Annotated in this window: 26 protein-coding genes and 1 pseudogene; 4 read left to right on the top strand and 23 right to left on the bottom strand. The window is 40.1% G+C overall.

What is annotated here, in order from left to right; genetic code table 11:
• Positions 1-945 carry an aldo/keto reductase gene (locus FPV17_RS10795; RefSeq protein ID WP_144558997.1) on the top strand — a complete coding sequence of 315 codons (945 nt, stop codon included), beginning with the start codon at positions 1-3 and terminating at the stop codon, positions 943-945.
• Between the two features lie 59 nt (positions 946-1004).
• Here FPV17_RS10795 and FPV17_RS10800 read toward each other — a convergent pair whose 3' ends face one another.
• The 17 genes from FPV17_RS10800 to FPV17_RS10880 all read right to left on the bottom strand — a co-directional run bounded on the left by FPV17_RS10800 (position 1005) and on the right by FPV17_RS10880 (position 17285).
• Complete coding sequence (locus FPV17_RS10800) at positions 1005-1193, bottom strand: hypothetical protein (RefSeq protein ID WP_035397740.1); 189 nt, start codon at positions 1191-1193, stop codon at positions 1005-1007.
• Positions 1190-2278, bottom strand: coding sequence for a Rap family tetratricopeptide repeat protein (locus tag FPV17_RS10805; RefSeq protein ID WP_144558998.1), 1089 nt, complete (start codon positions 2276-2278; stop codon positions 1190-1192). Before FPV17_RS10805 ends, FPV17_RS10800 begins: the two co-directional genes overlap by 4 nt.
• Positions 2279-2483: 205 nt before the next feature.
• Positions 2484-3806, bottom strand: coding sequence for a TRAP transporter large permease (locus tag FPV17_RS10810; RefSeq protein WP_144558999.1), 1323 nt, complete (start codon positions 3804-3806; stop codon positions 2484-2486).
• Positions 3807-4316, bottom strand: a complete 510-nt coding sequence (locus FPV17_RS10815) for a TRAP transporter small permease (RefSeq protein WP_052008225.1) — start codon at positions 4314-4316, stop codon at positions 3807-3809.
• The gene (locus tag FPV17_RS10820; RefSeq protein WP_060705996.1) at positions 4313-5344 is read right to left on the bottom strand and encodes a DctP family TRAP transporter solute-binding subunit; all 1032 of its coding nucleotides are present in this window, start codon (positions 5342-5344) and stop codon (positions 4313-4315) included. Before FPV17_RS10820 ends, FPV17_RS10815 begins: the two co-directional genes overlap by 4 nt.
• 111 nt (positions 5345-5455) lie before the next feature.
• The gene (locus FPV17_RS10825; RefSeq protein ID WP_144560477.1) at positions 5456-6796 is read right to left on the bottom strand and encodes an FAD-binding oxidoreductase; all 1341 of its coding nucleotides are present in this window, start codon (positions 6794-6796) and stop codon (positions 5456-5458) included.
• Between the two features lie 29 nt (positions 6797-6825).
• The gene (locus tag FPV17_RS10830; protein ID WP_060705995.1) at positions 6826-7155 is read right to left on the bottom strand and encodes a Zn-ribbon domain-containing OB-fold protein; all 330 of its coding nucleotides are present in this window, start codon (positions 7153-7155) and stop codon (positions 6826-6828) included.
• Between the two features lies 1 nt (position 7156).
• The gene (locus FPV17_RS10835; RefSeq protein ID WP_144559000.1) at positions 7157-8296 is read right to left on the bottom strand and encodes a thiolase C-terminal domain-containing protein; all 1140 of its coding nucleotides are present in this window, start codon (positions 8294-8296) and stop codon (positions 7157-7159) included.
• Entirely contained in the window at positions 8293-9777 is a 1485-nt protein-coding gene (locus tag FPV17_RS10840; protein WP_144559001.1) for a class I adenylate-forming enzyme family protein, read from the bottom strand. The genes FPV17_RS10835 and FPV17_RS10840 overlap by 4 nt, the downstream gene beginning before the upstream one ends.
• Before the next feature lie 12 nt (positions 9778-9789).
• A complete protein-coding gene (locus tag FPV17_RS10845; RefSeq protein ID WP_052008224.1) occupies positions 9790-10257 on the bottom strand; it encodes a PPC domain-containing DNA-binding protein in 468 nt (155 codons plus the stop codon).
• A gap of 21 nt (positions 10258-10278) precedes the next feature.
• The gene (locus FPV17_RS10850) at positions 10279-11052 is read right to left on the bottom strand and encodes an SDR family NAD(P)-dependent oxidoreductase (RefSeq protein ID WP_144559002.1); all 774 of its coding nucleotides are present in this window, start codon (positions 11050-11052) and stop codon (positions 10279-10281) included.
• 39 nt (positions 11053-11091) lie between these two features.
• On the bottom strand, positions 11092-11844 hold the full coding sequence (locus FPV17_RS10855) for an IclR family transcriptional regulator (RefSeq protein ID WP_186370604.1): 753 nt from the start codon (positions 11842-11844) through the stop codon (positions 11092-11094).
• 171 nt (positions 11845-12015) lie between these two features.
• Entirely contained in the window at positions 12016-12465 is a 450-nt protein-coding gene (locus FPV17_RS10860) for a hypothetical protein (protein WP_035397735.1), read from the bottom strand.
• Positions 12449-13255 carry a DUF3100 domain-containing protein gene (locus FPV17_RS10865; RefSeq protein ID WP_035397733.1) on the bottom strand — a complete coding sequence of 269 codons (807 nt, stop codon included), beginning with the start codon at positions 13253-13255 and terminating at the stop codon, positions 12449-12451. Before FPV17_RS10865 ends, FPV17_RS10860 begins: the two co-directional genes overlap by 17 nt.
• An 11-nt stretch (positions 13256-13266) precedes the next feature.
• A complete protein-coding gene (locus FPV17_RS10870; protein ID WP_144559004.1) occupies positions 13267-14145 on the bottom strand; it encodes an NAD(P)-dependent oxidoreductase in 879 nt (292 codons plus the stop codon).
• 13 nt (positions 14146-14158) lie between these two features.
• Complete coding sequence (locus tag FPV17_RS10875) at positions 14159-15610, bottom strand: aldehyde dehydrogenase family protein (RefSeq protein ID WP_144559005.1); 1452 nt, start codon at positions 15608-15610, stop codon at positions 14159-14161.
• A 163-nt stretch (positions 15611-15773) separates the two neighbouring features.
• A complete protein-coding gene (locus FPV17_RS10880; RefSeq protein WP_144559006.1) occupies positions 15774-17285 on the bottom strand; it encodes a helix-turn-helix domain-containing protein in 1512 nt (503 codons plus the stop codon).
• 263 nt (positions 17286-17548) lie between these two features.
• Here FPV17_RS10880 and FPV17_RS10885 point away from each other — a divergent pair, with 263 nt between their 5' ends.
• Positions 17549-17977: a cupin domain-containing protein gene (locus FPV17_RS10885; protein ID WP_052008230.1), complete on the top strand. Its 429-nt coding sequence runs from the start codon at positions 17549-17551 to the stop codon at positions 17975-17977.
• Between the two features lie 43 nt (positions 17978-18020).
• On the opposite strand, the pseudogene FPV17_RS10890 reads toward FPV17_RS10885, so the two are convergent.
• Positions 18021-19421, bottom strand: a pseudogene (locus tag FPV17_RS10890) (exosporium glycoprotein BclB-related protein); the annotation flags it as partial.
• A 266-nt stretch (positions 19422-19687) separates the two neighbouring features.
• On the opposite strand from FPV17_RS10890, the gene FPV17_RS10895 reads away from it, so the two are divergent.
• Both FPV17_RS10895 and FPV17_RS10900 read left to right on the top strand, forming a co-directional pair.
• Positions 19688-20284 carry a TetR/AcrR family transcriptional regulator gene (locus FPV17_RS10895; RefSeq protein ID WP_144559008.1) on the top strand — a complete coding sequence of 199 codons (597 nt, stop codon included), beginning with the start codon at positions 19688-19690 and terminating at the stop codon, positions 20282-20284.
• On the top strand, positions 20274-21383 hold the full coding sequence (locus FPV17_RS10900; protein WP_035398238.1) for a DUF418 domain-containing protein: 1110 nt from the start codon (positions 20274-20276) through the stop codon (positions 21381-21383). Before FPV17_RS10895 ends, FPV17_RS10900 begins: the two co-directional genes overlap by 11 nt.
• A 90-nt stretch (positions 21384-21473) precedes the next feature.
• Here the strand turns inward: FPV17_RS10900 and FPV17_RS10905 are convergent, their stop codons facing one another.
• From FPV17_RS10905 to FPV17_RS10925, 5 genes are read right to left on the bottom strand one after another with little or no spacing between them, the layout of a single operon-like run.
• A complete protein-coding gene (locus tag FPV17_RS10905) occupies positions 21474-21917 on the bottom strand; it encodes a hypothetical protein (protein ID WP_060705275.1) in 444 nt (147 codons plus the stop codon).
• Positions 21918-21932: 15 nt separating this feature from the next.
• Positions 21933-23465 carry an ABC transporter substrate-binding protein gene (locus FPV17_RS10910; RefSeq protein ID WP_144559009.1) on the bottom strand — a complete coding sequence of 511 codons (1533 nt, stop codon included), beginning with the start codon at positions 23463-23465 and terminating at the stop codon, positions 21933-21935.
• On the bottom strand, positions 23462-24289 hold the full coding sequence (locus tag FPV17_RS10915; RefSeq protein ID WP_144559010.1) for an ABC transporter ATP-binding protein: 828 nt from the start codon (positions 24287-24289) through the stop codon (positions 23462-23464). The genes FPV17_RS10910 and FPV17_RS10915 overlap by 4 nt, the downstream gene beginning before the upstream one ends.
• Positions 24286-25272: an ABC transporter ATP-binding protein gene (locus FPV17_RS10920; RefSeq protein WP_144559011.1), complete on the bottom strand. Its 987-nt coding sequence runs from the start codon at positions 25270-25272 to the stop codon at positions 24286-24288. The genes FPV17_RS10915 and FPV17_RS10920 overlap by 4 nt, the downstream gene beginning before the upstream one ends.
• On the bottom strand, positions 25259-26158 hold the full coding sequence (locus tag FPV17_RS10925) for an ABC transporter permease (protein ID WP_144559012.1): 900 nt from the start codon (positions 26156-26158) through the stop codon (positions 25259-25261). The genes FPV17_RS10920 and FPV17_RS10925 overlap by 14 nt, the downstream gene beginning before the upstream one ends.
• Positions 26159-26165 lie beyond the last annotated feature (7 nt).

Here is a 26165-nt window from a genome sequence, read left to right on the forward strand (position 1 = left end):
ATGTTAAAAACAATTCAACTAGAGGGGCTATCCTCCCCTGTGTCCTCTCTCATTATGGGATCTGATTATTTCACCCCTGAAAACCAAGACACAGCTAGCCAAATGATAGAGAACTATTTACGTATCGGTGGTAACACAATTGATACGGCGTTTATTTACAGTGGCGGATTAAGTGAACAAGCAATTGGAAATTGGTTGGATAATGGAAACCGCGATCGCGTTAATATTTGGACAAAAGGTGGTCACCCGAATCAAAACGGGCACACCATTACTAAAGCAGCGTTACAGGAGCAACTTAAAATAAGTCTCGACCGATTAAAAACCGATCATGTTGAACTATATGCCCTCCATCGTGATGACCCTACTGTTCCTGTTGGCCACATTTTGGAATGGCTTAATGAGTTTGTCGAAGACGGCTATATCTCTACTTTTGGTGGATCGAATTGGGAGACTTCTCGTTTGGAAGAAGCAAACCAGTATGCATCAACACACGGGTTACGCGGTTTTTCATTTTCAAGTCCAAATTTAAGTCTTGCAAAGGCAAAAGAAGCTTATTGGCCTGGTTGCATCAGCTTAGATGCTTCCGCCATTAAATGGCACCAGCAGTCAAATATTCCTGTACTATCATGGTCATCTCAAGCTAGAGGATTTTTTACAGGTCGTTTTGATCGAAACGATTTTTCTAACGAAGATCTTGTACGTGTTTTTTATAATGATGACAATTGGAAACGATTTGATCGTGCAGCAGAGCTAGCGGATAAAAAAAGCGTAACGACTATTGAAATCGCACTGGCTTATGTATTAAATCAATCATTCCCAACAGCTGCTATTATCGGGCCTCAAAACAAAGAAGAGATGGTATCTTGTGCGCAAGGGGCAAGTATCGTATTGTCAGAAGACGAAATTAATTGGCTTAACTTGGATGTTGCTACACACTCTTCTTAATTCTTAGAAACTAAGTGACAATAAAAAGGTACAGAAGGAGACCCTTCTGTACCTTTTCTCTAGAATTCTTGTTTCGGTGCAGACTGAGAGTGAACAAGATCATATTCAACTTCTTGTTTTGGAGGAGACTTTTCATCTACACTATAGTATCCAAATTCTTGTTTTGGGCTAGCATCAATGCTTCCTGATGGAAGTAACAAAGACACTACGATCAACATAGACGTAAAAAAGACGGACATTTTCTTCAAGTTTGATCAACTCCTAGTATAGTTCGTTTTCTTGACATTTCGAGTGCATATTCAGAAAACACTAAAGCTGTTTCGAACTTGTCTTGTTGTTTAAAATGATTTGCTATTTCCTCGCCAAGCTCTTGGCACTCAAAGTAATTTTCTCCTGATTCCAGTTTTCGTAAACCTTCCTCTATCAGAAGTATATCATTATTGAGGTATAATCCACGACAAATTAAGCATTTAGCTACTATCTCCTCTGATTGGTGCTGTGTAGCAACAGCCTCTAATTCTTCTAGACCACCTTTGTATTGACCCGTTCTCATGTACAGATGAGTTAAATGATACTGTGCTTTTAAGGCTAAGGGCGATGTGGAGAATGCTTCGTAAGTAAGCGCTTCTTTAAAATAGAAAATCGCTTCATCAAAATGTGTTAGCATAATGCGATTCGCACCCATGTTATATAAGTTCAATGCATAGGTATATGGGAATGGCGTAGATGCTTTCAAGATTTCGGCATAGAGTCGTTCTGCCTCATCGTAACGTCTTAGCTCTGTATTGATTGCAGCTAAGACTTGTTTGCATGTAATTTCATTCAGTCGATACGTGTCGTTTTTTTCGAAAAACTCTAATGCTTGTTCCATATAGGAAAAAGCAAATGTATATTGATCGATTCGATAATAACTGATACCTAATTTTTGATAGAACTCTGCTTTTTCTGCAGAATCATTGACTTTTTCGATTAAACGTTCTGCTATTTTATAAGTACGAATGGCTGATTTGTAACGTCCATGCATAAATTCTGCCTGTCCTGAAACGTAATAATACATAAAGCGTAAGTAATCATCTGTCTCAACACAAACATCGTATAAGCTGTCTTCATCGACATTAGCACCTTGTTCCTGTCTATTTCGTAGTAATTGAAATCGAAAATCAATTAACTGATAATAAGCCAACATTTTGTCATCTGGCTCCATTTGTTTAACGAGTGCATCTACATCACTTTTTAATTCTTTTGCAGATTGAAGATCACCACTAATCATACAACTATGCCATTGCACTAGACTTTCTCCAACGAGCTCTGCTGATAAGACGTTCAACATCATCCCTCTTTTCAAGTTAGTTAAACGATTCATAAATAGTTTACAATTTTTATAATAGAAAATATACCCTTTTAGTAAAGGTACACGAATCTTCCATAATTTTATACTCCTTTATTTAGAACAATGTTATCGCCTCCATTGAGTTAAAAGTTAAAAACGCCTTTTAAGGGCGTTTTAGGTTAATGCTTAGTGTAAAAAACGTAAAAAGCTATACCCCTAGTAGATCTGGTAACGCATTTGAAAAGATTGGGAAATACATTACGAGTAATAGAACAACAATGCTAGCTACTAGATAAGGTCCTATACCTTTAACAATGCTTTCTGAAGAAACGCCAGAGATTCCACTTGCCACAAACAAGTTTAAACCGACAGGTGGTGTAAATAAACCAATAGCAAGGCCAACCGTCATCATAACACCAATGGTGGTTGGATCTACTCCTACTTCAAGTAGGACAGGCATCAGTAACGGTATAAAGATGTAAAACGCAGAAATGGTATCAATAAATGCCCCAACAATTAACAATATTACTGCAACAAGAAGTAATAGAAGCAAAGGGTTTGTTGTGATTTGCAAGATGCTTGATGTTATGGTAGTGGCTATTTTTTGAGTTGTAATGATGTATGAGAATAACGAGGCAACTCCAATTATAAGCATAATAACCGCTGATTGAACAGAAGCATCTACTAAAATTTTTGGAATGTGCTTCAATTTCAATTCTCGGTAGAACAAGAAACCGACTAGGAGAGAATAAAAAACTGCAACGACGGCCGCTTCCGTTGGAGTGAACATGCCAGAATAAATTCCACCTAATATAATGATGGGGATCATCAGCCCTAATAATGCTTTTAGAAAAGCTTTCGTTACTTCTATAGCTGGTGCTTTTTCAATTGTAACAGCCGCCTCTCCATTGTCCACTTGCCGTTTTTGGTTTCGTTTATTTACGATCATACTTGCTATGAGTAAACTTATAGCAAGCAACACCCCAGGAACAATCCCGGCGATAAACAATCGCCCTATTGAAATACTAATAATGTCACTGGCAATCACGCCAAAAATAATAAACGCGATACTTGGCGGTAGAATGATGCCCAACGAACCGGCACTAGCCACCAATGCAGAGGCAGAGTTTGCTTTGAATCCGTTTTTTACTAAGGCTGGTATCAAGATAGTCCCCATTGCTGCAACAGTGGCAGGACCTGAACCTGATATGGCTGAAAAGAAAAATGCTGCTACAATTGTCACGATGACAATGCCATTTTTTCGATGGCCGAATGCTAAATAGGCAAAGTCGATTAACCGACTTGATATGCCTGAATATCCCATAATAACACCTGCTAACACAAAAAACGGAATGGCTAGTAATGTAAAGGACGAAATGGAAGAATACATTATGCTCGGCAACAGAGCCAGAGAAGATATCCCTGAATCCATGAGCAATACAATCACAGCTGCGATACCAAGAGCAAATGCTACCGGCAGATTCATAAAGATTAAAAGGAAAAAAAGAACAAACATTAGCGCTGTTAGCATTTACATCTTCAACTCCTTTGAATCTGCGTCTGTTTTTGGTAGAGGTAGCTTCTGATCTCTTTTTAATCGAATGACCATCATTTCAACCGTTCGTATCATGCATAATAGCGAACCTAAAGGAATCGCCCCAGTGAAGATCCACTGTGGGATGTTTAATGCCGGCGTCACTCTACCTCGTTCCATTTGATTGAACACGAGTTCCATACCGAAGAAAAGTGTTAAAGATAAAAAGAATAACATGAGCAAACTAGTCAAGATCACAAGAAATCGTTGAATAGATGGATTGAATTTAGTGAAAAAATAATGGAACCCAAAATGGGATTGGCGTCTTATAGCAATAGAAGCACCTACGAATGTAGCTAATACGAACAAATTAATGGTGATCTCTTCTGCAAATGCAAAAGATGTATCAAAGAAATACCTTGAGAGGACGTTTGCAAATGTGATACATGCCATCCCTGCCATAGCAATCATCACAATCGTATTCTCTATGAACGCTAAGAATTTCACCCTTCATCCACCTCACTTCCATTTGCTTCTTTTAAGAACGTGTTTAAATGTCTATCTCCCCAGACCTCTCTAAAATGATCGTAAACGTTTTGAGAACTTTCTCTAAACTGTTCAATTTCATCATCAGTTGGATAATAGATTTCCATTCCCTTTTCCTCTAGTTCGGCTATTTGAGCCTCTTCTTTCTGACGAGTTAAGCTAATTTGATAGTCGTTCGCTTCACTTGCGACTTTTTTTATGAGGTCTTGATCTGAATGGGATAATGAGTCAAATAAGTCTTTATTCATACCGAATACAAGTGCATCATAGACGTAGTTCCACATTGTCATGTACTTCTGTACTTCTATTAGACCTGCTGAATAGGTAACATCTACTGGATTTTCTTGACCATCAATTGTTCCTTGTTGTAGCGCTGTATACACTTCTGAAAACGCCATTGTAATCGGGTCTGCTGATTGGCTCCGGTAAAGATTCGTAAAGACACCCATACTTGGTACGCGAATTTTTAAATGATCGAGGTCGTCAGGATTCCTTATGGGACGAGTGTCATTTGTAATTTGTCTGAAACCACTCTCTCCAAAACCAAGAGGCTCTACCCCTCTTTCTCTCAACATTTGATTAATAATCTCCCCGCTCTCTCCATTCAATACACGCTCTGCATCACTAAAGTCATTGATTAAAAAAGGTGCACTTAAAACTCCAAATCTAGGATCAATGCCTGCATAGATAATACTAGAGTTGTAAGAAAAATCTTTTAATCCATCCATTAGCTGTTCAACGCCAGCTTCAGGGTTTCCAGCAGATAATTGTTCATTTGTATAAACATCGACTACGAAACGTCCATTACTTTCTCTTTCTAAATCCTCAGCGAATTTTATTGCTCCTGCATACCACGTTGAACCTGGCCCCACCGTTACCGTCATTTTCCATTCGTACATTTCTTCAGCTACCGATGCATTCGATGTGCACCCTCCTAAACCAACAAGCAAAAGAAGAAATAAGCTTTTGTTTATGATTTTCTTAACCATCTCGACCTCCTTCTCAACACCTTTATTAAAGCGCTTACATAAAGGACGATCTCCGGGTGGAGACCAAAATTAGTTCTTTCCCTAATAGGAAAAAAGCTATTTATGGAGCAATTAAATGAAAATGTTCTTATTTGGATTAAACAAATTAGTTGGATCCAAAGCTCGCTTTATGGATTTCATCACACGTAAGGCGTCACCATGCTCCTCTTCTAAATACTTCACTTTTCCGACACCTACCCCATGTTCACCTGTACATGTTCCGTTAACCTGTAAGGCAAAACGAACGATTTTTTCGTTATATGCAGCTACATTGGCTAATTCGTTTGAATCATGTGGGTCAACTAACAATAGAGCATGAAAATTGCCATCACCTACATGTCCGACAATGCCGGCTTCAATGTGATGTTCTAAGGCAGTCATTTGTGCATGTTTAATGGCCTCAGCAAGGCTTGAAAGAGGAACACAGACATCTGTCACCATTAATTTCTTTCTTGGCTCACTATGTGAAAAGGCGTAGGCAACATTGTGTCGTGCATGCCATAATGCACTTCGTTCAGCGTTGTCTTTAGCATAATGAAAATCAGTGCTATTATAGTCACTCATAATGCTTTCACAAAATGCCAAATCATGCTGAACCGATTGTGGATTCCCATGAAATTCTAAAAACAACGTAGGGCTTAGAGGGAATTTCGTATCGTTATGCTGATTGACTTTCATCATGGAAATCTCGTCAATGAGTTCTATTCTAGCTACAGGGATTCCAGCTTGTAAAACAGCCGTGACTGAAGAAACAGCGTCGTGAAGAGATGGAAACTGTACACGACCAGCCACGATCTTTTCTGGAATGCCATAGACCTTTAACGTCATTTCTGTATAACAACCGAGTGTCCCTTCAGCTCCGACAAATAAATTATTGAGATCATAGCCGGAGGATGATTTAACAGCTCGATTTCCACTATGAATAATAGTCCCATCTGCCAAAACGACTTCAAGATCTCTAACTTGATCTCGCATCACACCGTATTTGACTGAATTCGTTCCACTTGCATTGGTTGAGACCATCCCCCCAACAGTTGCATTTGCGCCAGGATCTACAGAGAAAAACAAGCCGTATTTTTTTAATTCTTGGTTTAGTTGATCACGAGTGACACCAGGCTGTACGGTCACTAACAGATCTTCCGGATCAACGGACAGAATCGCATTCATTTGGCTAAAATCAATGACAACTCCTTTTTGATAAGGGATTACATGTCCTTCTAAACTTGTGCCTAAACCGTAAGGATAAATTTTTTCATTAAAGCTTGCGGCTAGTTTTACAATTGAACGTACATCCTCTTTAGACTGAGGATAAACAACAACGTCTGGCAATGATGGCTGGTGATAGGATTCATCACTACTATGAAGAGAGCGCTGTGTTTCGTTGAAATACACGTTTTGCTTGCCTACTTTCATCACCAATTCTTCAATAAACGGGGTTGATTTTAATGTTCCCACGTCACATCCTCCTTTTTAGCAATGTAAGCTCCGTCTGTTACATCCACTATCGAAACAGTGTCACCAATTTTAATATCTGTGTTACTGCATCTAGCAGACAATCGCATGCCCTTTCGTATGTCAATACATACAATCACATAGGGAGAAAGGGCTTGCAGTTTCTCTGGAGCTGCGTAGATCGTTGTATGAGAATAAACAATACCTCTACCCTCTATTCGTTGTTCAACTTGGTTGTCACTTAAACATTTTGAGCAATAGAGCTTTTGCTCAAGCCATTCATGGTGGCAATCAAGGCATGCGTAGAGAGGAATGTTCATTTTATGCGCCCTCCTTCTTAAACAGATGAACGAGGGAATAAGCACCTGTACCACCAAGGTTCTGTGCTAAACCAATCCGTGCTCGTTCCACTTGATTGCACGCTTCACCCCTTAATTGGCTTATAATTTGTACAATTTGTGCAATACCCGTTGCTCCGATAGGGTGACCTTTTGACAATAAGCCGCCGCTAGTGTTTACAGGAATTTCTCCTCCATGTTCTGTTAGGTGTTTTTCAATTGCTTCAAAGCCAGTTCCTTTCTCAAAAAAACCGAGTTCTTCAATGGCAATGATCTCAGTCATCGAGAAGCAATCGTGCAATTCGACTACATCCACATCTTTCGGTTCTAAAGAAGCTTGTTCATATGCCTGTTTCGCTGCCTCATACGTGGCTGGTATTCGGGTTAAATCGTTCACTTCTTGCATAATGGGTGTGCCTGATGCTTGACCTGAAGCAATGATCTCTACTCCGCTATTCCTGTTGTTCTCGATGACTACAGCAGCAGCTCCATCTGATAGTGGGGAGCAGTCATATAAGCCAAGGGGATCCGTAATCATTCGAGCATTGATAATTTCTTCTAACGTCAACTCTGTATGAAATTGTGAAAGAGGATTATGCAATGCATAATTTCTGTTTTTGCGGGCAACCATGGCTAAGTGCGTTTTTGTTGCGCCATACTCATACATGTAGCGATTGGCTACAGCACCGAAGTAACCTGGAAACGTTAATCCAGTGTTTGATTCCATCGTGCTGTTGTCCATCGCATAATTAATCGCTGTGATGACTTGATTCGTATGAATATGTGTCATTTTCTCGCCACCAACAACGAGTATGGCGTTGTACTCTCCTGCTTTGAGTAATTGATAGGCTTGCCGAAACGCAATTCCACCTGAAGCACATGCCCCTTCTGTTTTCATAGAAGGGATATTGCCTAAACCTAACTCAGATACAAGAATGCTTCCTAAAATTTCTTGCTGTTCTAAAGGTCCTCCCATGAAATTACCAACAATAATGGCGTCAATCTTTGGTCTACCGGCATCAATAAGTGCTTGCCGAGATGCTTTTAAAAGCAAGGTTTTCAATGAATCATTGCATTTTCCAAATGGGGTCATGCCTAAACCAGTTACAGCAACACGAATCATCCTTTCACCCCTTCTTCATACAATTTTTTTAATTCTCTTCTTAAAATCTTTCCATATGGGCTCTTCGGTAAGGATGGAACAATCTTAATATGTGCTGGTTTTTTATAGCTTGCTACGTGTTCTTTACAGTGAGTCACCAGCTGACTTTCTTCAACAGTAACGCCATTTTTCAAGACAACATGGGCATAAACCGACTCACCCCACTTCTCATTCTCGACACCAAAAACACAAGCTTCTTTCACTGCTTTGTGGAGATTAAGTACCTCTTCCACCTCTCTAGGGTAAATGTTCATACCGCCGCTAATAATGACGTCGTTTTTTCGATCAATTAAATGCAGATGTCCAAAAGGATCGACCCAACCTAAATCCCCTGTATAAAACCAGCCATCTTTTATAGCGTTGTTTGTTGCCTCATCATTTGCCCAATAGTTATCCATTACTAGAGGACCCTTACATGTAATTTCTCCAACCTCGCCTTGACGAACTTCATTTCCCGTTTCATCCCGAAGAACCATTTCCACCATCGGACCAACCGCACCACACGATGATAAGTAATATGGTAGTTTGCTTTTTGGCATAATAGTAATGGCCATCGGTGCTTCAACTAATCCATACGTCTCAGCGAATATGGGACCAAGTTTGTCGAGAGCCTCTTGCAATTTTTCTGAAGCAATTGGTGCCCCTGCCATATTTATTGACTTTAAATAGCGTAGCTTTTTAGGCTCAAAAGCCTCATCTTGAACCATCAAATTAACAATGGTTGGAACCATAAATATAGTTGTGACTCTCTCTTTTTCAAGCTGATCTGCTATGGATTTTGGATCGAATTTGTCGAAAATGACTTGCTTAAGCCCGAAGAATAAAGCACATTGCGCTAAAAAATTACTACCGTGAGTTAAGGGTGCTACATGACCGACAACATCTTCATAGCCTAACTCACAAGCCATTATAAGCGATTGTGCAGAGGCAATAATAGCACGATGAGATAATACAGCTCCTTTTGGTCTGCCTGTCGTGCCCGATGTATACATAATAGCAAAAGCGTCCGTGTCTAAGACAGAACAATCTGGGTATTCAGAATGAACATTAGCCAATAAGGACTCATATTCATTCTCAAACGTTACAATATCTCCTCTATAGTCAACATTCATGAGTAAGGAGATTTCACCAATAATTAATTTCGCCTTAGCATTTTCTAAAATAAATTGTATTTCTTTTGGATGAAGTTTCGTATTAATTGGTACTTTAATCAGTCCCGTCATGGCTACAGCAAGATCAATAACAATGTGTTCAACTCGATTTGCTGATAAAATTCCAATTCGGTCTCCCTTTAGTAATCCTTTAGATGTGAAAACTGAAGCGAGTTGACACGACTCTTCTTTTAACTGTCGATACGTTAATTGACGTCGTTTATCAACAACAGCTATTTTTTCTGCATGTTGCGTGCATGTTTGTTTCGCCAACTGTGAAAGCGTTATCAAAATAGCACCTCCTTATGTCGATTTAGAAGTAAACGAGATGGTTTTGTAGTTTAAAGCAGCATTGTATTTACGTATGGCGGTCACATCATGTGAGTGGATGAGCGTAAATTCAACAGTTATGCAAACTTTATTGTAGCCCCTTAGGAAATGACCAGCATGAATACTTCCGTCCATTCGCTCAACAAGTCCATGTAAATGCATATCAAGATCACCGCTCTCATCTTGACAAATGAAGCCAGTCGCTTGGATTAACTCAACAGGTTCATGAATAGTGAATGGGTCCGCATAGCCGTCTGGTCTATTTTTTTCATTTACTTTAAAAACGGTGAATCCTGTTTTATCTAAAGAACCAATACACGTAACCATACCTGAATGAATCTGATGTTCTTTACAGATGGCAAGAATCCCGTCCATTAAATCATCTCCGACACCTAATGAACCATATAAGACTTGATTGTTCGTCGCTATTTGAATACTCATATGTGTATCCTCCCCAGAACGTTATCCAATGGCAGAACCTCCACAAACTTTTAATACTTCTCCTGTGACATAGTCAGAGTAAGAAGAAGCAAAGTACACAACGGCACCGGCAATGTCTTCTGGATTGCCCATACGATTAATGACTTGATTACTTAATGGATAATCAAGGTCCTTTGTAATTTCAGTTTTAATTGGTCCTGGTGCAATACTATTGCATGTAATGCCAAGTTCACCGACTTCTTTCGCAATCCATTTTGTTAGCGCAATAACACCGCCTTTTGAAGCTGCGTAGGCAGGACCAGACCGGGCTGATTTTTTCCCGTCGTTATAGGATAAAGGGCCGCCCATAATCCCTGAAATAGAACTAACATTAATAATTTTACCGTGTCCTTGCTTTTTCATATAAGGATAAATAGCTGCTTTTGACATAAGGAATGTTCCCCTTAAGTTTGTATTAATGTCCCGATCCCACATCTCCTCTGTCATCTGTTCAAGATCTAATCTTGAGCATGTACCTGCATTGTTGACAACAATATCAATGGATCCAAATCGTTCATAAACGTCTTTCATTAATTGTTCAATAACTGCATTATCTTTTACATCAAGACCCACACTCATCACTTCACTGTGACTAAATTCTTGAAGCTTCCTAATTGTCGCTGATGTTTCCTCACAATTTAGTAGATCCACTAACACAACATGGGCACCTTCTTTAGCGAGAGCGATTGCAGAGGCCGCTCCAATTCCTCGAGATGCACCTGTAATAATCGCTACTTTTCCTAACAATGTCGTCATGTTTGTTCATCCTCCAATTTCACTTATTAGTTTGTAAAACTAGTCACTCCAACCAAGTGTGTATGAAATTTTTCTTGCATAATTGACTAATTGATCAATGATCATTTGTGTCTTCTCTGGATCTAACCGTATCTCTACACCAGCAACACTTAATGCCGCTACCACCGTTCCTGTCGAATCATAAATTGGTGCCGCCATCCCTTTTAAACCAATCAAATATTCTTGATTGTCAATGGCATATCCATGCTCCCTTATGGAAGCCAATTCGTCGAGTAATGCTTGTTTTTCTGTAATGGTGTAATTCGTCTTTTTTTCAAGCTGCACACTGCTTAGATACGTCTCTAGAAGCGATTCATTTAAGTGAGCTAAAAAAAGTTTCCCCGAAGCGACAGTATAAGATGGCACTCGATCTCCAGGGCCTAGAACAATTCGAACCGTCTGTGAGCTTTCTACTTTCGACAAGTAGGATACGGAAAAATTGTGGAAAGTAGAAATAAGCACACTTTCACCCGACGTTTTCGCAAGCGCTTCCAAAAAAGGGCGTGAATCGCCTACAAGGTCGTAATGATTTTCTGCCATCTTTCCCAAATCAATAAACTTGTAAGACATGCGATACTTATTAGTCGGAAGCTTTTCAATAATACCACTCTCAAGTAATGTAACTAAAAATCTGTGTAAAGTGGTTTGATTAAGCCCTAACGCTCTAGCTAACTCAGTTGCTGTTTGTGGCTCTTTACATAATGATTCAATAATATCAAATGCTTTACCCAAACTTTTATTTTGATACTGCATCTCCAACACTCTTTTCGAATAGTGAATACTTGTTTTCTTTATATGAAAACCATAATACATTCCTATTTATCTGTCAATATAAAAATTCTGATTTTTAAAAGATCTAAACAAAGCCTGTAACACATCATGTGTTACAGGCTTTGTTTGATTTCACTTTTCCGATGAAAGCTATTAAATAATGCCTTGAAAGGTTAGTACGATTTGGGCAATCACAGCAGAGCCAATCAATGTTCCAAATAATACACAAGTTGAAACGACCATTGCTTTCCATCCCATCGTGACGAAATCTGTCCAGGATCGTCCAATTGCAATTCCGGCATAGGCTAAAATGGGTGTAGCAATGGATAGTAGATTGATTTCATTTGTAAATACGCTAACACTTTCTCCCCAAGGGGTTTGAGGAAGTGATGCGACGATTCCTATGGCGATGACATACACTACACTTGGAACGTTTAACGGAATCAGCTTACTCAGTAACTGCCCAAGCCCAGCAATAAGAATTAAAATAAGCATCCCCGCCATAGATTGTAACGAAAACATCCCGTCTCCGATTACATTACCGACGTAAGCGACCGAACCAACTACAAACATTAAAAGAAAGTATTCATGCAGATTTTTCATTCTTTTTTTCCTCTCCGCCCTTCCATTTTTTGAAAATCGTATAGAGTTTCTCGGTCATTGGTAATGCAATAAACATGCTAACGAATAAGCCTGTAGAATAGGTTAGTAAATTACTTGCTCCTGCGAAGGCAACAATTTGTGGTTCTAATTCTGGATATAGACCTACAAGTGATCCAACAGCTGCTGCCATCATACTCCCACTTCCAACGCCAGCCGCCATTGCTAGACTAAGAGGATGAAGAGGAGTGAAACTTGCTAGAAAACCAGCTATTAAGCCGTAAAACATGGCGCCGAACACTGTACCAAATATATAGACTGTGGTTACTCCTTTTCCTTCAGGTGATTCAAATCCATATTTGTCATAAATTAATCCTAAATTTGGTTCGCGGCCAACAGAGTGTGTCATACCTATCGCTTCACGCTTCATATTAAATAGCAATACGGCGATTGGAAGAGCTAAAAAAATCGTACCAAAATTCCCCACCTCTTGTAGCAACAGAGCTGGACCTGCTGCAATTAAATCCGTCAAGCCAGGCCCAATGGTTACGCCAATTTTTGCAATGAGTAGTGTTACACTTAACGTAATAATCGGTTCAGCATGTTTGGATTGTTTTTCCTTCACCAACGGAGTGAAAAAAAGAAGTAAACCTATTACAATAGCAAACAACATAGGAAGCAGCATAATAACGCCGGGACCAATCTCGATACGAATGGTACCAATGGCTTCTGTAATAAGGACGACTCCTAGCACTAAGAGGTGGAGTCGCCAATCTTTAATAAGATCCATCATCGCCTTCTAACCTACCTCCTTACTTCGTTCGCAATGAGTGAATAAACAGCAGTTGAATCAAGCGAAGCTTTTTTTTGTTGCAACGCTAAGCGGTAAAGCTGACTCACAATAGATGATACAGGTTGCGGGGTAGTCGATTGATTGGATAGTTTCATATAAAGTTCCAAATCCTTCGCCATATGGGCCAAAGAGAATAGGACGTTATCAAATGATTCGTCTTTTAAATTTTCACCAAATACTTCCATAGCACGGGAATGTCCTGAGCTCGCCTCTAAAACAGAAAATAATGTTGAAGCTTTGACCCCTTGCCCTTCCGCTACAACCATCGTTTCACTAAGTAAGCTAATCATGCCTGCGACAATCATATTATTGCAAAGCTTAACAGTTTGTCCTGCACCAGAGGAGCCTATGTATCGAATTTCTCCTCCTATTACCTTTAGATAAGGCAAAGCAGCTTCATATGCCTCTATTTTTCCACCGACCATCACCGTTAGTGTTCCAGCTTGGGCTCCAGCTGGTCCCCCGCTAACAGGGCAGTCTAGAAAATGAACACCGTAAGAACTTGCTTCTTGCTGTAAACTCTTCGCTGTATCCGTGTCCGACGTCCCTACATCGAATACAAAAGTATTCGGCGAGAGGTGAGCGAAAAGTCCGTCTTCTCCACTTAAACTTTCGACAAGGAGTTTTGGAGTTGGCAATGAAAGAAAAACCGCACGAACATCAGCTGCAAATTCCTTCGTATTAGAAACAAAATGAGCGCCTAACGCTTCTAAATCCTTTTGAACCTTGCACATTGGGTCACTCACATAAACCGTATAATTAGAAGATAATAAGTTTTGAACCATACCAGTACCCATTGCACCACAACCAATCATTCCAATAGCTGTCATGATTTTCCTCCTTTTAAGATTTAATGTAAACTGCTTTCGTGTCTAACCAAAAATCGAGTGCTGTACTGCCTTGTTCGCGTAAACCAATACTTGACTGTTTCTTTCCGCCAAAGGGAAGCTGATTTTCATAATAATTAGATGGGATGTTCACATGAACAACGCCAACTTCAATTTGTTGAATAAATGCTTGAGCTTTTGCTAAATCATTTGTATAGATAGATGAAGACAAACCAAACGATGTATCATTTGCAAGTTGAATCGCTTCTGCATAGGACTGAACAATCATTACCGCTACCACTGGACCGAAAATTTCTTCTTGTGCAATGGCCATATCACTCGTTACGTGACTAATAACAGTCGGAGCAACAAAATAGCCTTGATCAAGCCCGTTTTCAGTGAGACGTTTACCACCACATTCAATTTTTGCTCCTGCTTCTTTTGCACTCTGAATATAGTGCAAATAGGTATGCAGCTGTTTTTCGTTGGCAACAGCACCATTTTCAATTCCTTCATCTTGACCATAACCAACGCGTATTGCTTGAGCGGCTGCTTTGAGCTTTTCTAGCACGACTTCAGCAATCTCCTCAAGCACGATTACCCGGCTTGTTCCTGTACAGCTTTGGCCGTTGTTATACATACCACTAATCATAATGCCGTTAATAGCTTCATCAAGATTGGCATCTTCTAAGAGAATCGTCGCATTCTTGCCGCCTAGTTCGGCTTGCATTTTACCGCCGCGTGCTGATACAGTCTGTCCGAGTTTTAGTCCAACTGCTGTCGAGCCGGTAAACGAAATCGCTTTTAATGAAGCATTTTCGCCCATTTCTTTGCCAACAACGTCTCCATCACCAAAGACCAAGTTCAATACTCCTGCCGGCATACCTGCACGCTCAAATAATTCAACTAACTTAATTGCAATACGAGCCGTATCATTTGGTGGCTTGTAGACCACTGTATTCCCTGCAAGCATAGCCGGTGCTATCTTATATACACCTATACCTAATGGAAAATTGAAAGGAGTAATAACCCCCACTGCTCCTAATGGTTCTTTAATAGTGTATGTAAAATAATTCGGATCAATGGAAGGGAGGGTTTCTCCTGCTAAGCGATTTGCCGCACCACTAAAATGCTTTAATGCTTGAATGGTAGCATCAACTTCCTTTTCAGCTGCTGTTACAGTCTTGCCTACTTCTGTTGAAATTAAGAGCGCTACTTCCTTTTTCTCATCTTCTAATAAGCGTATAAGTCGATAAAGAATGTCTACACGCTGTATAGGTGTAATAGAGCGCCAAAATGGAAAAGCTTCTTCTGCTACTTTAATAGCAGAGCGTGTATCATATACAGTAGAATTGGGAAAATAGCCAAGAATTTCGTTTGCCTTTCCAGGGTTAATACTTGCAAAGGTTTTTTCACTTTCTGAAGGAATCCATTTTCCTCCTATATAATTATGATAAGTGCTTGTCATATCGGTTTCACGACCTCCTAAATCAAGTTACACTTATCGTAATATTCAAATTAAATAAGGTGAATAGAGATTGTCACAAAGATGTTCATGGTTATATATGAAGACCCACATTGCATTTAAAGGCACTATCACTTATAGCTTCCAACAATTTATTCATTTTTTCTTACAATTTACATAATTTAACTGCAGCAACTAAGTTTAGCCAATCCTCTTCAACTTCAATGGATTTATAAGAGAGATCTTCGATTTTTTTTAATCGCTGGTATAACGTGTTTGGATGAATATACAGGGCGTCTGCAGTTTCTTTTCGATTTCGATTTTGATGAATAAACATTTTTAAAGTTTCCAATAAAATGGGATACTCACGTAAAGTACCGAGATGATCATAGATAAAAGAACGTCTATGCGTCCCTTCTATTTGCGTTAAAAGTCTATCAAGGCCGAGTGTCGGATAGCGATTTATTTCTCCCCTTTCGGCTAATGCCCATGCATTCATCGCTTCTTGAAAGAGTTGCTTATAGAGTGCTACTGGTGCAACACGACTTATCCCTAATTTATCACTGTCACTCTTTACGAGCTTAGACAATAATGTCTCCTGGATGGTTTGTTCTTTTTCAAAAAACAGAATCCAAAATTGATCATACGAGATAAGTTTCCACTGCTTTGAAAAGGACGGTAAAAGTGACTGTATAGTTTGATGATGACTAAACAAATCTTGCTCTTGCTTTTTCAAAACAACGCTAGTCACTGGAGTAGTAGAACTCATTCTCCAAAAATCTTCGTCAAATTGATTGTTCGCTAATACGCTCTTGAACCGTTCCTCTTCCTTTGCTAACTTGGTCGTCAGATGTTTCTCATCATAGACCATAAGTATTTCAATGGCATTAGCTGCTTCTTCGATATAATAAAGCCCCTCAACGTTAGGCTGCTGTTTCATTAATAACCAGCCTCTATGAGAATAGTGACTTTTTATTGGAAAGGAAGCATACCCCTCGATCACATTCTCATTGTAATGTACGGAACGATCCTGTAATAAACGAGATAATAGCTGTACAATTCTATCCTGATTACCACCTTCGTGAAGAACTTGGTAAAAATAATTTTTTGCCTCTTGTTTTAATGTGTACGTATGAAGCTTACGTTTATGGTGTTCGAACTTCTCTTCTTTTTCTAAGGCAATAAGCGCATATTCTAGTAACTCTGATACAAGGTAAAGATCTTGTAATGTGAATGAAGACAACGGTTGACATCGATTCACCGTTATCGTGGCAAAGCATTCTCCGTGAAGAATTATAGGGATGCTCATAGAGGTGTAAACAGTCTGATAAGCGACCCCCTCAAGGTAATATTTTCTATTTATATCTGAAATATTTGACATTGCTTGTTCTACTTCTGTTGGTTTCAAAAAAAGTACCGGAGTTTGTTCGTTATACACCGATCCCGTTATCGACTCACCAGGAGAAAAGGCTACCTGATAAAGCTGTGGTGAATGATTCCCCATACTGCTTTTCAAGCGTAATACATGGCTTTTTTTGTCGTATGTATAGATTAACACCATGTCTGTGTCTTGAATAACCGTTGCCACTGCACTAGTCAAAATATGAAGAATCTGATCGAGTCCTTGAGCTTTCATAAACGCTCGTCCAGCTTTTCGTAGCTCATGCTCATTTCCCACTTTACATTCCTACCTTCCTTAGTTTATATAAAGATATTTATTTATTATGACGGATTACTGCTACAACATCTACTGCTTTTCAAATAAGACTTAAAAGTTAGATTCCGTGTTTGCTTCCACTTACTGCTTATACAATTCATTGGTTACTTGAACATTCCATTAGCCCATCTCATAGTATGAAAGAAAATAAACGAAGGAGACGATGAACTGTGCATAACCACCATAGAACCTTAGCCTACCCTTATTTTCATCAACATTATAGGATGGGAATGCCTTCATACCATTATCAAGCAAGGACAGACTTCGGAAATTCACCTTTCACTGTAAATATATCAGAGGCTTCTAAGCAAAATCAGTATTATCGATCGGCCATTTGGACGGGAGAACATTTACAAGTGACCTTAATGAGTATAAATGTTGGCGATGATATTGGCCTTGAAATTCATCCAAATACTGATCAGTTTTTTCGCGTTGAACAAGGACAAGGTCTTGTCCAAATGGGTAGTAATCCAAACAATCTTCACTTTGAATCAGTCATATCTGACAATAGTGCCATTATGGTTCCAGCCAATACATGGCATAATATTATTAATACTGGCCCCGTTCCGCTTAAATTGTATTCCATCTATGCTCCTCCTCATCATCCCTTTGGAACCGTTCAGCCTACAAAGGCGGATGCAATGGAAACATAAAAGAAAAGGAGTAGTGTTTAAAAACATTACTCCTTTTCTTCTTTTAACTTATAGACAAGCCAGCACTCGCATACCCTGCTACAGTATTTAATAACGTAACTCCTGCCGCAGTAGCCGAAAAGACGATTAATAATCGATCTCCTGTTGTTACAGGGATAGATAAACCTGTCGCATTACCTGTTGAAATTGTCCCAAGAGCTAGCGCTCCCGTTAACGCTGGCGCTAAAGTAACCGAGGCTCCCGGTATTGCCGTAAGGGTGTTCGTAGCCGCCGGCCCTGCAGATCGAAAGACTTGTGCAGTTATTGTAACCGTTGTTCCTATTAATGTTAAGGCAACAGTGGTACTAAATAATGCGGATAAAGAGGTAATCACACCGTCTCTTGGCACTAAAAATGCAAAGTTTAACAATGTGCCTGCTGCTCCAGTTAAATCAATCGTATTGCCACCGATTAAACTTAATCCAGTAACGGAGTTTCCAAAACCGACTAAGCTCGTTGTTCCGACTAAACCACCTGCAATTGTTGTTAATGCCGTTGGTAATCCAGATGCAAATGGAACGATTGCACCTGCACCAGTAACTCCAGTAGCTCCTGTTACCCCTGTTACTCCAGTTAATCCAGTAGCTCCAGTTGCTCCGGTTACCCCTGTTACTCCAGTTGCCCCAGTAGCTCCTGTTACCCCATCTAATCCTGTAGGTCCGGTTACTCCCGTTACTCCAGTCGCTCCTGTTACCCCATCTAATCCAGTAGGTCCAGTTACTCCAGTTACTCCTGTTACTCCAGTAGCTCCGGTTGCTCCTGTTACCCCATCTAATCCAGTAGGTCCAGTTACTCCAGTTACTCCTGTTACTCCGGTTACTCCAGTAGCTCCGGTTGCTCCTGTTACTCCATCTAACCCCGTAGCTCCGGTTGCTCCGGTTACCCCTGTTACTCCAGTTACTCCTGTTACTCCGGTTACTCCAGCTAATCCCGTAGGTCCAGTTACTCCTGTTACTCCAGTTACTCCGGTTACTCCAGTTAATCCAGTAGCTCCGGTTGCTCCTGTTACTCCATCTAACCCCGTAGCTCCGGTTGCTCCTGTTACCCCATCTAACCCCGTAGCTCCGGTTGCTCCTGTTACCCCATCTAACCCCGTAGCTCCGGTTGCTCCTGTTACTCCAGCTAATCCCGTAGCTCCGGTTGCTCCCGTTACTCCATCTAACCCCGTAGCTCCGGTTGCTCCTGTTGCCCCTGTTACTCCATCTAACCCCGTAGCTCCGGTTGCTCCTGTTACTCCATCTAACCCCGTAGCTCCGGTTGCCCCTGTTACTCCAGCTAATCCCGTAGCTCCAGTAGGTCCGGTTGGTCCAGTTACCCCAGTTAGACCACCTGCCGGTCCAGTAGGTCCAGTAGGTCCAGTAGGTCCGGTGGATCCAATTAAGTTAGGATCACCACCGTTTGTAGCTGTTCTCATGAAATATTGAATGTTCGAACAAGGGTTGCCAAAATTGTATCTTGAGAATTTATACTTCATAATACCTCTCCTTGAAAACCTTTTTCATCTATCTTTATGAACATTTGGTTTAAGTGGAACACCATGAGCCTAATTTTAGTCCGTTTTTCTCTTTTTTCTGATGATAAAATAATAAATAAAAAAAAACGGTTGCAAAAAGAGTATACCTCCTCTATTATTTACTTACCGGTAGGTAAAAAATAGAGGAGGGTTTTTTTATGGGTAATAAAGAACAAACGTATCAAGATATTATGGAGACTGCTTTTAAGATGTTCTCAAAAAAAGGCTTTGATCAAACGAGCTTAACCAATATTGCTACAGAGGTAGGCATTTCGAAGCCAGCGATTTACTATTATTTTAAATCGAAGGACGAACTGATTAAAACGTTGTTTGACACACTCGTAAAAGATATTCAATCCTTTACGTTAATAAAGGTAGAAAACATGACTGCTCAAAATGTCAAAGAACTGCTGTACAATGTTGGAGAAAAGGCGATCAATCGTCAAGAAAAAGAGCGCTCGTTTAATCAACTGTTTAATCATTACATCTTGCTTGCTTCACGTGACGCTTATTATGCAGATCAACTTGTTCGCATTCAACAGTATTTTTTCAATACCTTTTATGATGCGCTCATACGCGCAGTCCAGATTAATGCGATTAAGGATGAGACGATTTTGATTAAATCACAAATACTCGCTTTACTTTTTGATAACATTACAAATTTCATCTTAACTGGTTTGGAGCTAGACTATAAAAAAATTTGGAAAGAAGCTGTAGATAATACATTAAGAGGTATTGAATATCATGAGCAATAGTCATCATACTCGATTAGACGGTCTAGACTTAGCTCGATCATTAGCGATGTTCGGCATGCTTATTATGAATTTTATCGTTGTTACAGGTGCACAAGGGAATGGACACTTCCTATTAGTGTCCATGACAAACTTAGTCGAAGGCCGTGCAGCAGCAACCTTTGTCACATTAGCAGGCATCGGCATCTCGCTTATGACAAAAAAAGCTCGAGTCACTTCAGATCTACGGTTGCGTAAAAACAGTAAGATTTCTTTAGTGAAACGATCTCTTTTCTTATATATAGTTGGCATGCTTTTATACACACTTGGATGGGACGGCGACATCTTGCATTATTACGGTGTATATATGGCATTCACTGTGCTTATTCTTTTCTCATCACCAAAAATCATAATCACGATTTCAATTGTTCTTGCCGGTATTGCTCAGTTTTATCAAATTTTTTTCGATTACATGAATGGATGGCATCCTAATCACCCATTTCTAGCCTATCTCGATTTTTGGACGATAAGTGGGTTTCTAAGGAATTTATTTCTAAATGGCTACCATCCCGTTTTTCCATGGATCTGCTTTTTAATGATTGGCTTGTTAATTGGAAGATTAAACTTACGTGACAATAAAACTAGAAATACGATACTTCTTTTCAGTACAATTTTGTTTGTTATTTCGGAACTTTTGTCTCGTCTACTTATTTCTTTCACTACAGACACCTTACTTGATGCGACGAGCGCAACATTTCTATTTGCCACTGGCCCACTTCCTCCAAATCTCTTTTATTTACTTTCTAACACGGCTACAGCACTTGTCATCATCGTTTTAGCCTTATATGTTGCTGAAATCTATGCTGGCAATTGGTTTATTCGTTCTCTTATTTTTACTGGGCAACTAACCTTAACTCACTATGTTAGTCATGTGGTCATCGGCATTGGACTTCTGCTGACCTTTGATAAAGTCGTTCTATTTAATGGGTTTGAAAGCCAGCCTCTTTCCTTTACGGTTCTTTACGCTTGTGGCTTTTTCGCAGCAAGCATTCTTTTTTCTACTTACTGGCGCTTACAATTTAGCCGTGGTCCTATTGAAACAGTCATGCGCAAATGGACATAAAAAAATGATAAAAAGCCACCCTGAATCGTTATGCACAATTAGGGTGGCTTAGCTTTGTAAATAATGAAGCCTTTAAGTCCTGTTTATTCTTTAATTGTCCAGGGTCGCATGAAGGATACGGATACGAACGCTCTTGTCTTCAGTTTGCTCACTAAAGATGTTCCAATTAGGGGAAAGCATTGACGTAAATTCCTGCAGTTGTTCTTGGGTTAAGGTGATCCCATCAAAACGTGATTCTGTCATTTTGTAGTCCGTACCTTCTACTAACCCATACTTTAATCGAAGCAAGCGTTTAATTCCAAAATTAGAAACAAATTTAATTCTATAGCCGGTTCGAATAGCTTGTTGGATCTGAATAGCGTTTTCAGTAGAAGCTTGAACGAGATCATTATAGTCAAACGTTTGGTCAAATGTATTTAATGCTTCCGTGTCTTCGTTTTTTAGAAGCTCTACCAGCTTTTCATTTTCCATTCCATTGGCTCGGAGTGTTTCAATCATAAATGCATTCCATTGTGACAAGGCTGGTAACGTCATTTTTTTTCGTCCCTTCTATTCCGTTTTTAATTCAATATCATTAATATCATACAGCTCGTCCAGCCTTGGTGTATAATCTAAACGATCATTAACACCGTAGCGTCCTTGAAGTTGGAATAAGTAAACAGCTCCACGATCTTCAGCTAGTATCTGTTGTACTTCCTGATACTGTGCAGTTCGCTCAGCCTCATCCATATTATATGAAGCCTCTTCTAGCAATTCATCAATTTCTGGGTTGGTATAAGGAGCAACGCCGCCATCTTTAAAAAATTCCAGTACGCTACCGTCAAACATGTCATTTCCCCACCCTACAAAGATCGCCTCATCTAATTCATCATTAAACAAACGGTTTGCAAATTGACTTTGTTCAATCAATTCTATGTTTGCAGTAATGCCGACATCGGAAAGCATGCCCCCAACCACTTCAGCCATTTCTGTGTAGTAGTTATTTACAGACATATTAATTGTAACTCCGTCGTCGTAGCCTGCCTCTTCTAAGAGTTCTATTGCTCGATCAGGGTCGTATTCATACGTATCGTATAAAGATTCATCCGCACCAACATTTCCTGGTGTAATATGAGTACGAGTTGCTGTTGCACTTCCATTTAAAATTTCATCAATGATTACTTGGTTTTCAATTGCTAAATCAATGGCTTCTCGTACAGCAGGATCAGCAGTAGGCTCTCCTTCTTCATTCGAAAGCCAAAGTTGGATGACCCGTTGAATTGGCTCAAGCGCTACATGCGTCCCTTCATTATTATCAATTCGGTCCATATCAGCTGTTGGGATGTTAAAAGCAATATCAACCCCATTTGTTAAAAGCTCTGACACTCGAGTGGAATCCTCTGGTACAACGCTAAAACGAACACGCTCCCAGTTTGGTTCCCCTTCAAAGTAGTCTCCATACTTGCTTAATTCTACTGCCTCATCTTGCTGCCAACTTTCGTATTGGAATGGACCTGTCCCTACTGGCGATTGGAAAAAGCTTTCTGCTCCAACCTCTTCAAAATAGTCTTTTGGCAAGATACTTGCAGCTGGAATAGAGAGGCGATTCAGTAGCTGTGGGTCAGGCTCTGCTGTTGTAATTCTCACTGTATATTCATCTACAACCTCAACCGTTTCAATTTGATTAAACGTTGAATGTTGCTGAAGCGCTGTGTCATTCGCAACGCGTTCAAGGGAAAAAGCAACGTCGTTGGCAGTAAAGCCATCACCATTATGAAACGTTACGTCGTCACGAAGAACAAACTCCCACGTTGTTTCATCAATTGGTGTCCATTCAGTTGCTAAGTCTGCAACGATTTCACCTGACTCATCTCTTTGTACAAGTTTACTGTAAAGATTAATCAATACAGCCGATGTTGTAATAACACTGTTGTTATGCGGATCAAATGTCGTTATATCTGCTGGATTTGCGACCGTTAAAAGTTCGTAGCCATTAGCTTCTTCATTTGTTTCAGGAGTGTTAGCATTATCTGGATCATCAAAACCACATGCAGACAAAGCAAGAATAGAAAATAATGTACTTGAAAGAAACGCTTTTTTCATTTTTTATTAACCTCCGATGGTATTGTTTTGTGCCGATCTCTTGGGTGCGACGCTGGAACAGCTTGTAATAACAACTTCGTATAGGCTTCAGTTGGCTCATGAAATATTTGTTCAGTTTGCCCGATTTCGATGAGCTCTCCATTCTTCATAATGGCAACCCGATCACTAATATGGTTCACAACAGGTAATCCATGGGCAATAAAAAGGTACGACAATCCGTGATTTTTCTGTAGCTCTTTTAACAAGTTTACGATTTGTGCTTGTGTTGATACATCTAATGCAGAAACCGCTTCATCGCATACGATGATATTTGGTTTTAATGCTATGGCTCTAGCTATACTTAGCCTTTGCCGTTGACCGCCACTAAATTCGTGAGGATAGCGATTTAAATGCTGACTACCGAGGCCCACTTCTTCAAGTAAACCGAGTGCACGTTCTGTACGATCATTAGTCGATAGCCCTTGGTGAATCGTTAACGGTTCCGTCACAATTTCCTTTGCTCTCATCCTAGGATTGAGTGAAGCATACGGATCTTGAAAAACAGCCTGTACGTTGGCTTTCATCTGCTTTTGTTCACGTTTCGATAATGCGCTAATCTCTTTTCCTTTGAAATAAATAGAACCACTAGTTGGCTCAATCAGCTGCAAAATCATTTTTGCAATGGTTGATTTGCCAGAACCTGACTCACCAACAATCCCAAGGGTTTCACCTTTAAACAAGCTAAAGCTGACGTCATGAACCGCTTGAATAGTCCCTTTCTGACGTTTATTGCTAATGGAAAAAGTCTTGCTCAGTTGGTTCACTTTTAATAACGGTTCGGTCATTCAATTCCCTCCTTTTTTACATGAATACAACGTGCAAAATGGTTCGTCGCTTTTTCTTCTAGGTCGGGAACTGCTTCTTTACATGCTTCCGTTGCCAGTGGGCATCGTGGGTGAAAGGAACAACCGATTGGCAGGTTTCCAATGTTTGGCGGATTTCCTGAGATGACACGTAACCGCTCGTTTTTTGTATCGAGGGTCGGCATCGCTTCCATTAATCCAATTGTATATGGATGCTTCGGTCGATCAAATAACTCGTGTACCGTTGCTTCTTCCACAATTCGGCCAGCATACATCACAAGAACGCGATCAGCCATTGTTGCTACAACGCTTAAATCATGGGTAATAAAAACAACACCTGTCCCATTTTGTTCATTTAGTCGTTTAATCAATGACAATATTTGTGCTTGTGTTGTCACGTCGAGTGCCGTAGTAGGCTCGTCTGCTATAAGCAATTTAGGATCACATGCTAGTGTGATAGCAATCATGACTCGCTGGCGCATGCCACCTGACAATTGATGTGGAAACCGTTTTGCTGTTTCTTTTGGATTAGGAATGTCTACTTGTGTCAATAAGTCAATAGTCTTCTCTTTAATTTTTACTTTTGATAATGATGGATGATGAATGGTTAAAACTTCTGCAATTTGAGACTGGATCCGTAACATAGGATTTAATGAAGACATTGGCTCTTGAAAAATCATCGACATTTCGCTCCCACGTAATAATCGTCTTTCCCTCGCAGATAATGTATTTAGCTCTTGCCCATCATAAATAATAGAACCACTTACTGTAGCATTTTTTCTCAATAACCCCATAATGGATAAAGAGGTTACACTTTTACCACTTCCTGATTCGCCAACAATGGCGACAACTTCACCAGAATTGACATGAAAAGAAATGTCTTTCACGACTGTTGTATCCCGTTTCCCTGCACGAAAAGAAGTCGATAAATTCGTTATGGAAAGTAAAGCGTTATGCCGCTTCATTGTCGCCCCCTCCTTTTTTCAAGCGTGGATCAAGATAATCACGGAGCCAATCACCGACAAATGTAAAAGCGAGAACCGTTATCGTGATCGCAATACCAGGAAACGTAGCAATCCACCAGCTTGTGGCGATGTAATTTCGTCCATCGTTAAGCATACTTCCCCACGTAATGCCTGGTGGCTGTACACCAAATCCAAGAAAGCTTAATGACGATTCAGTTAAGATAGCCGTACCGACGCCAATTGTTGCGATGACGGTAAAAGAAGAAAGAACGTTCGGCAATATATGTTTGCGAATGATGTACGCGCTGCTTGCGCCAAGAGTTTGAGCCGCTTGCACATATTCCCTTGCTTTTACTCCAAGAACGTCTCCACGAACGACTCTCGTATAGTTCACCCAGCTCGTTAATCCGATAACAATTATGAGAGTAAGTAAATTTGCATCAAGCACAACCATTGCAACAAGAACAAGCAAAAGTGTTGGAATAGCTAACATTGCGTCTACTATCCGCATTGTTACAGCGTCAATCCAGCCGCCGAAATAACCAGAAACTAGTCCAAGTGATAACCCAATGAGACCAGCAATCAAGACAGAGATGACGCCAACTAGAAGAGAGACTCGAGCACCATGAATGAGGCGGCTAAACATGTCTCTACCTAAATGATCTGTACCAAGTAAATGTGCACTGGACCCATTGTCCATCCAAGAAGGTGGAATTAAGCGAGAGGTCGCTGTAATTTGCGTAGGGTCATAAGGCGCAATCCATGGTGCAAACACCGCTAATAAGACAATAAGCCCTATCATTAGTAAACCAAGTAGGCCAAGTGGCGAGATAGAAGTCAAGAAACGACGGCGAATTGTGTCATTTGATTTTGTTAAAGCTGCCATGTTTATC

The sequence above is a fragment of the Shouchella miscanthi genome, assembly GCF_007725405.1.
GTDB classification, from domain to species: Bacteria; Bacillota; Bacilli; order Bacillales; family Bacillaceae_D; genus Shouchella; species Shouchella hunanensis.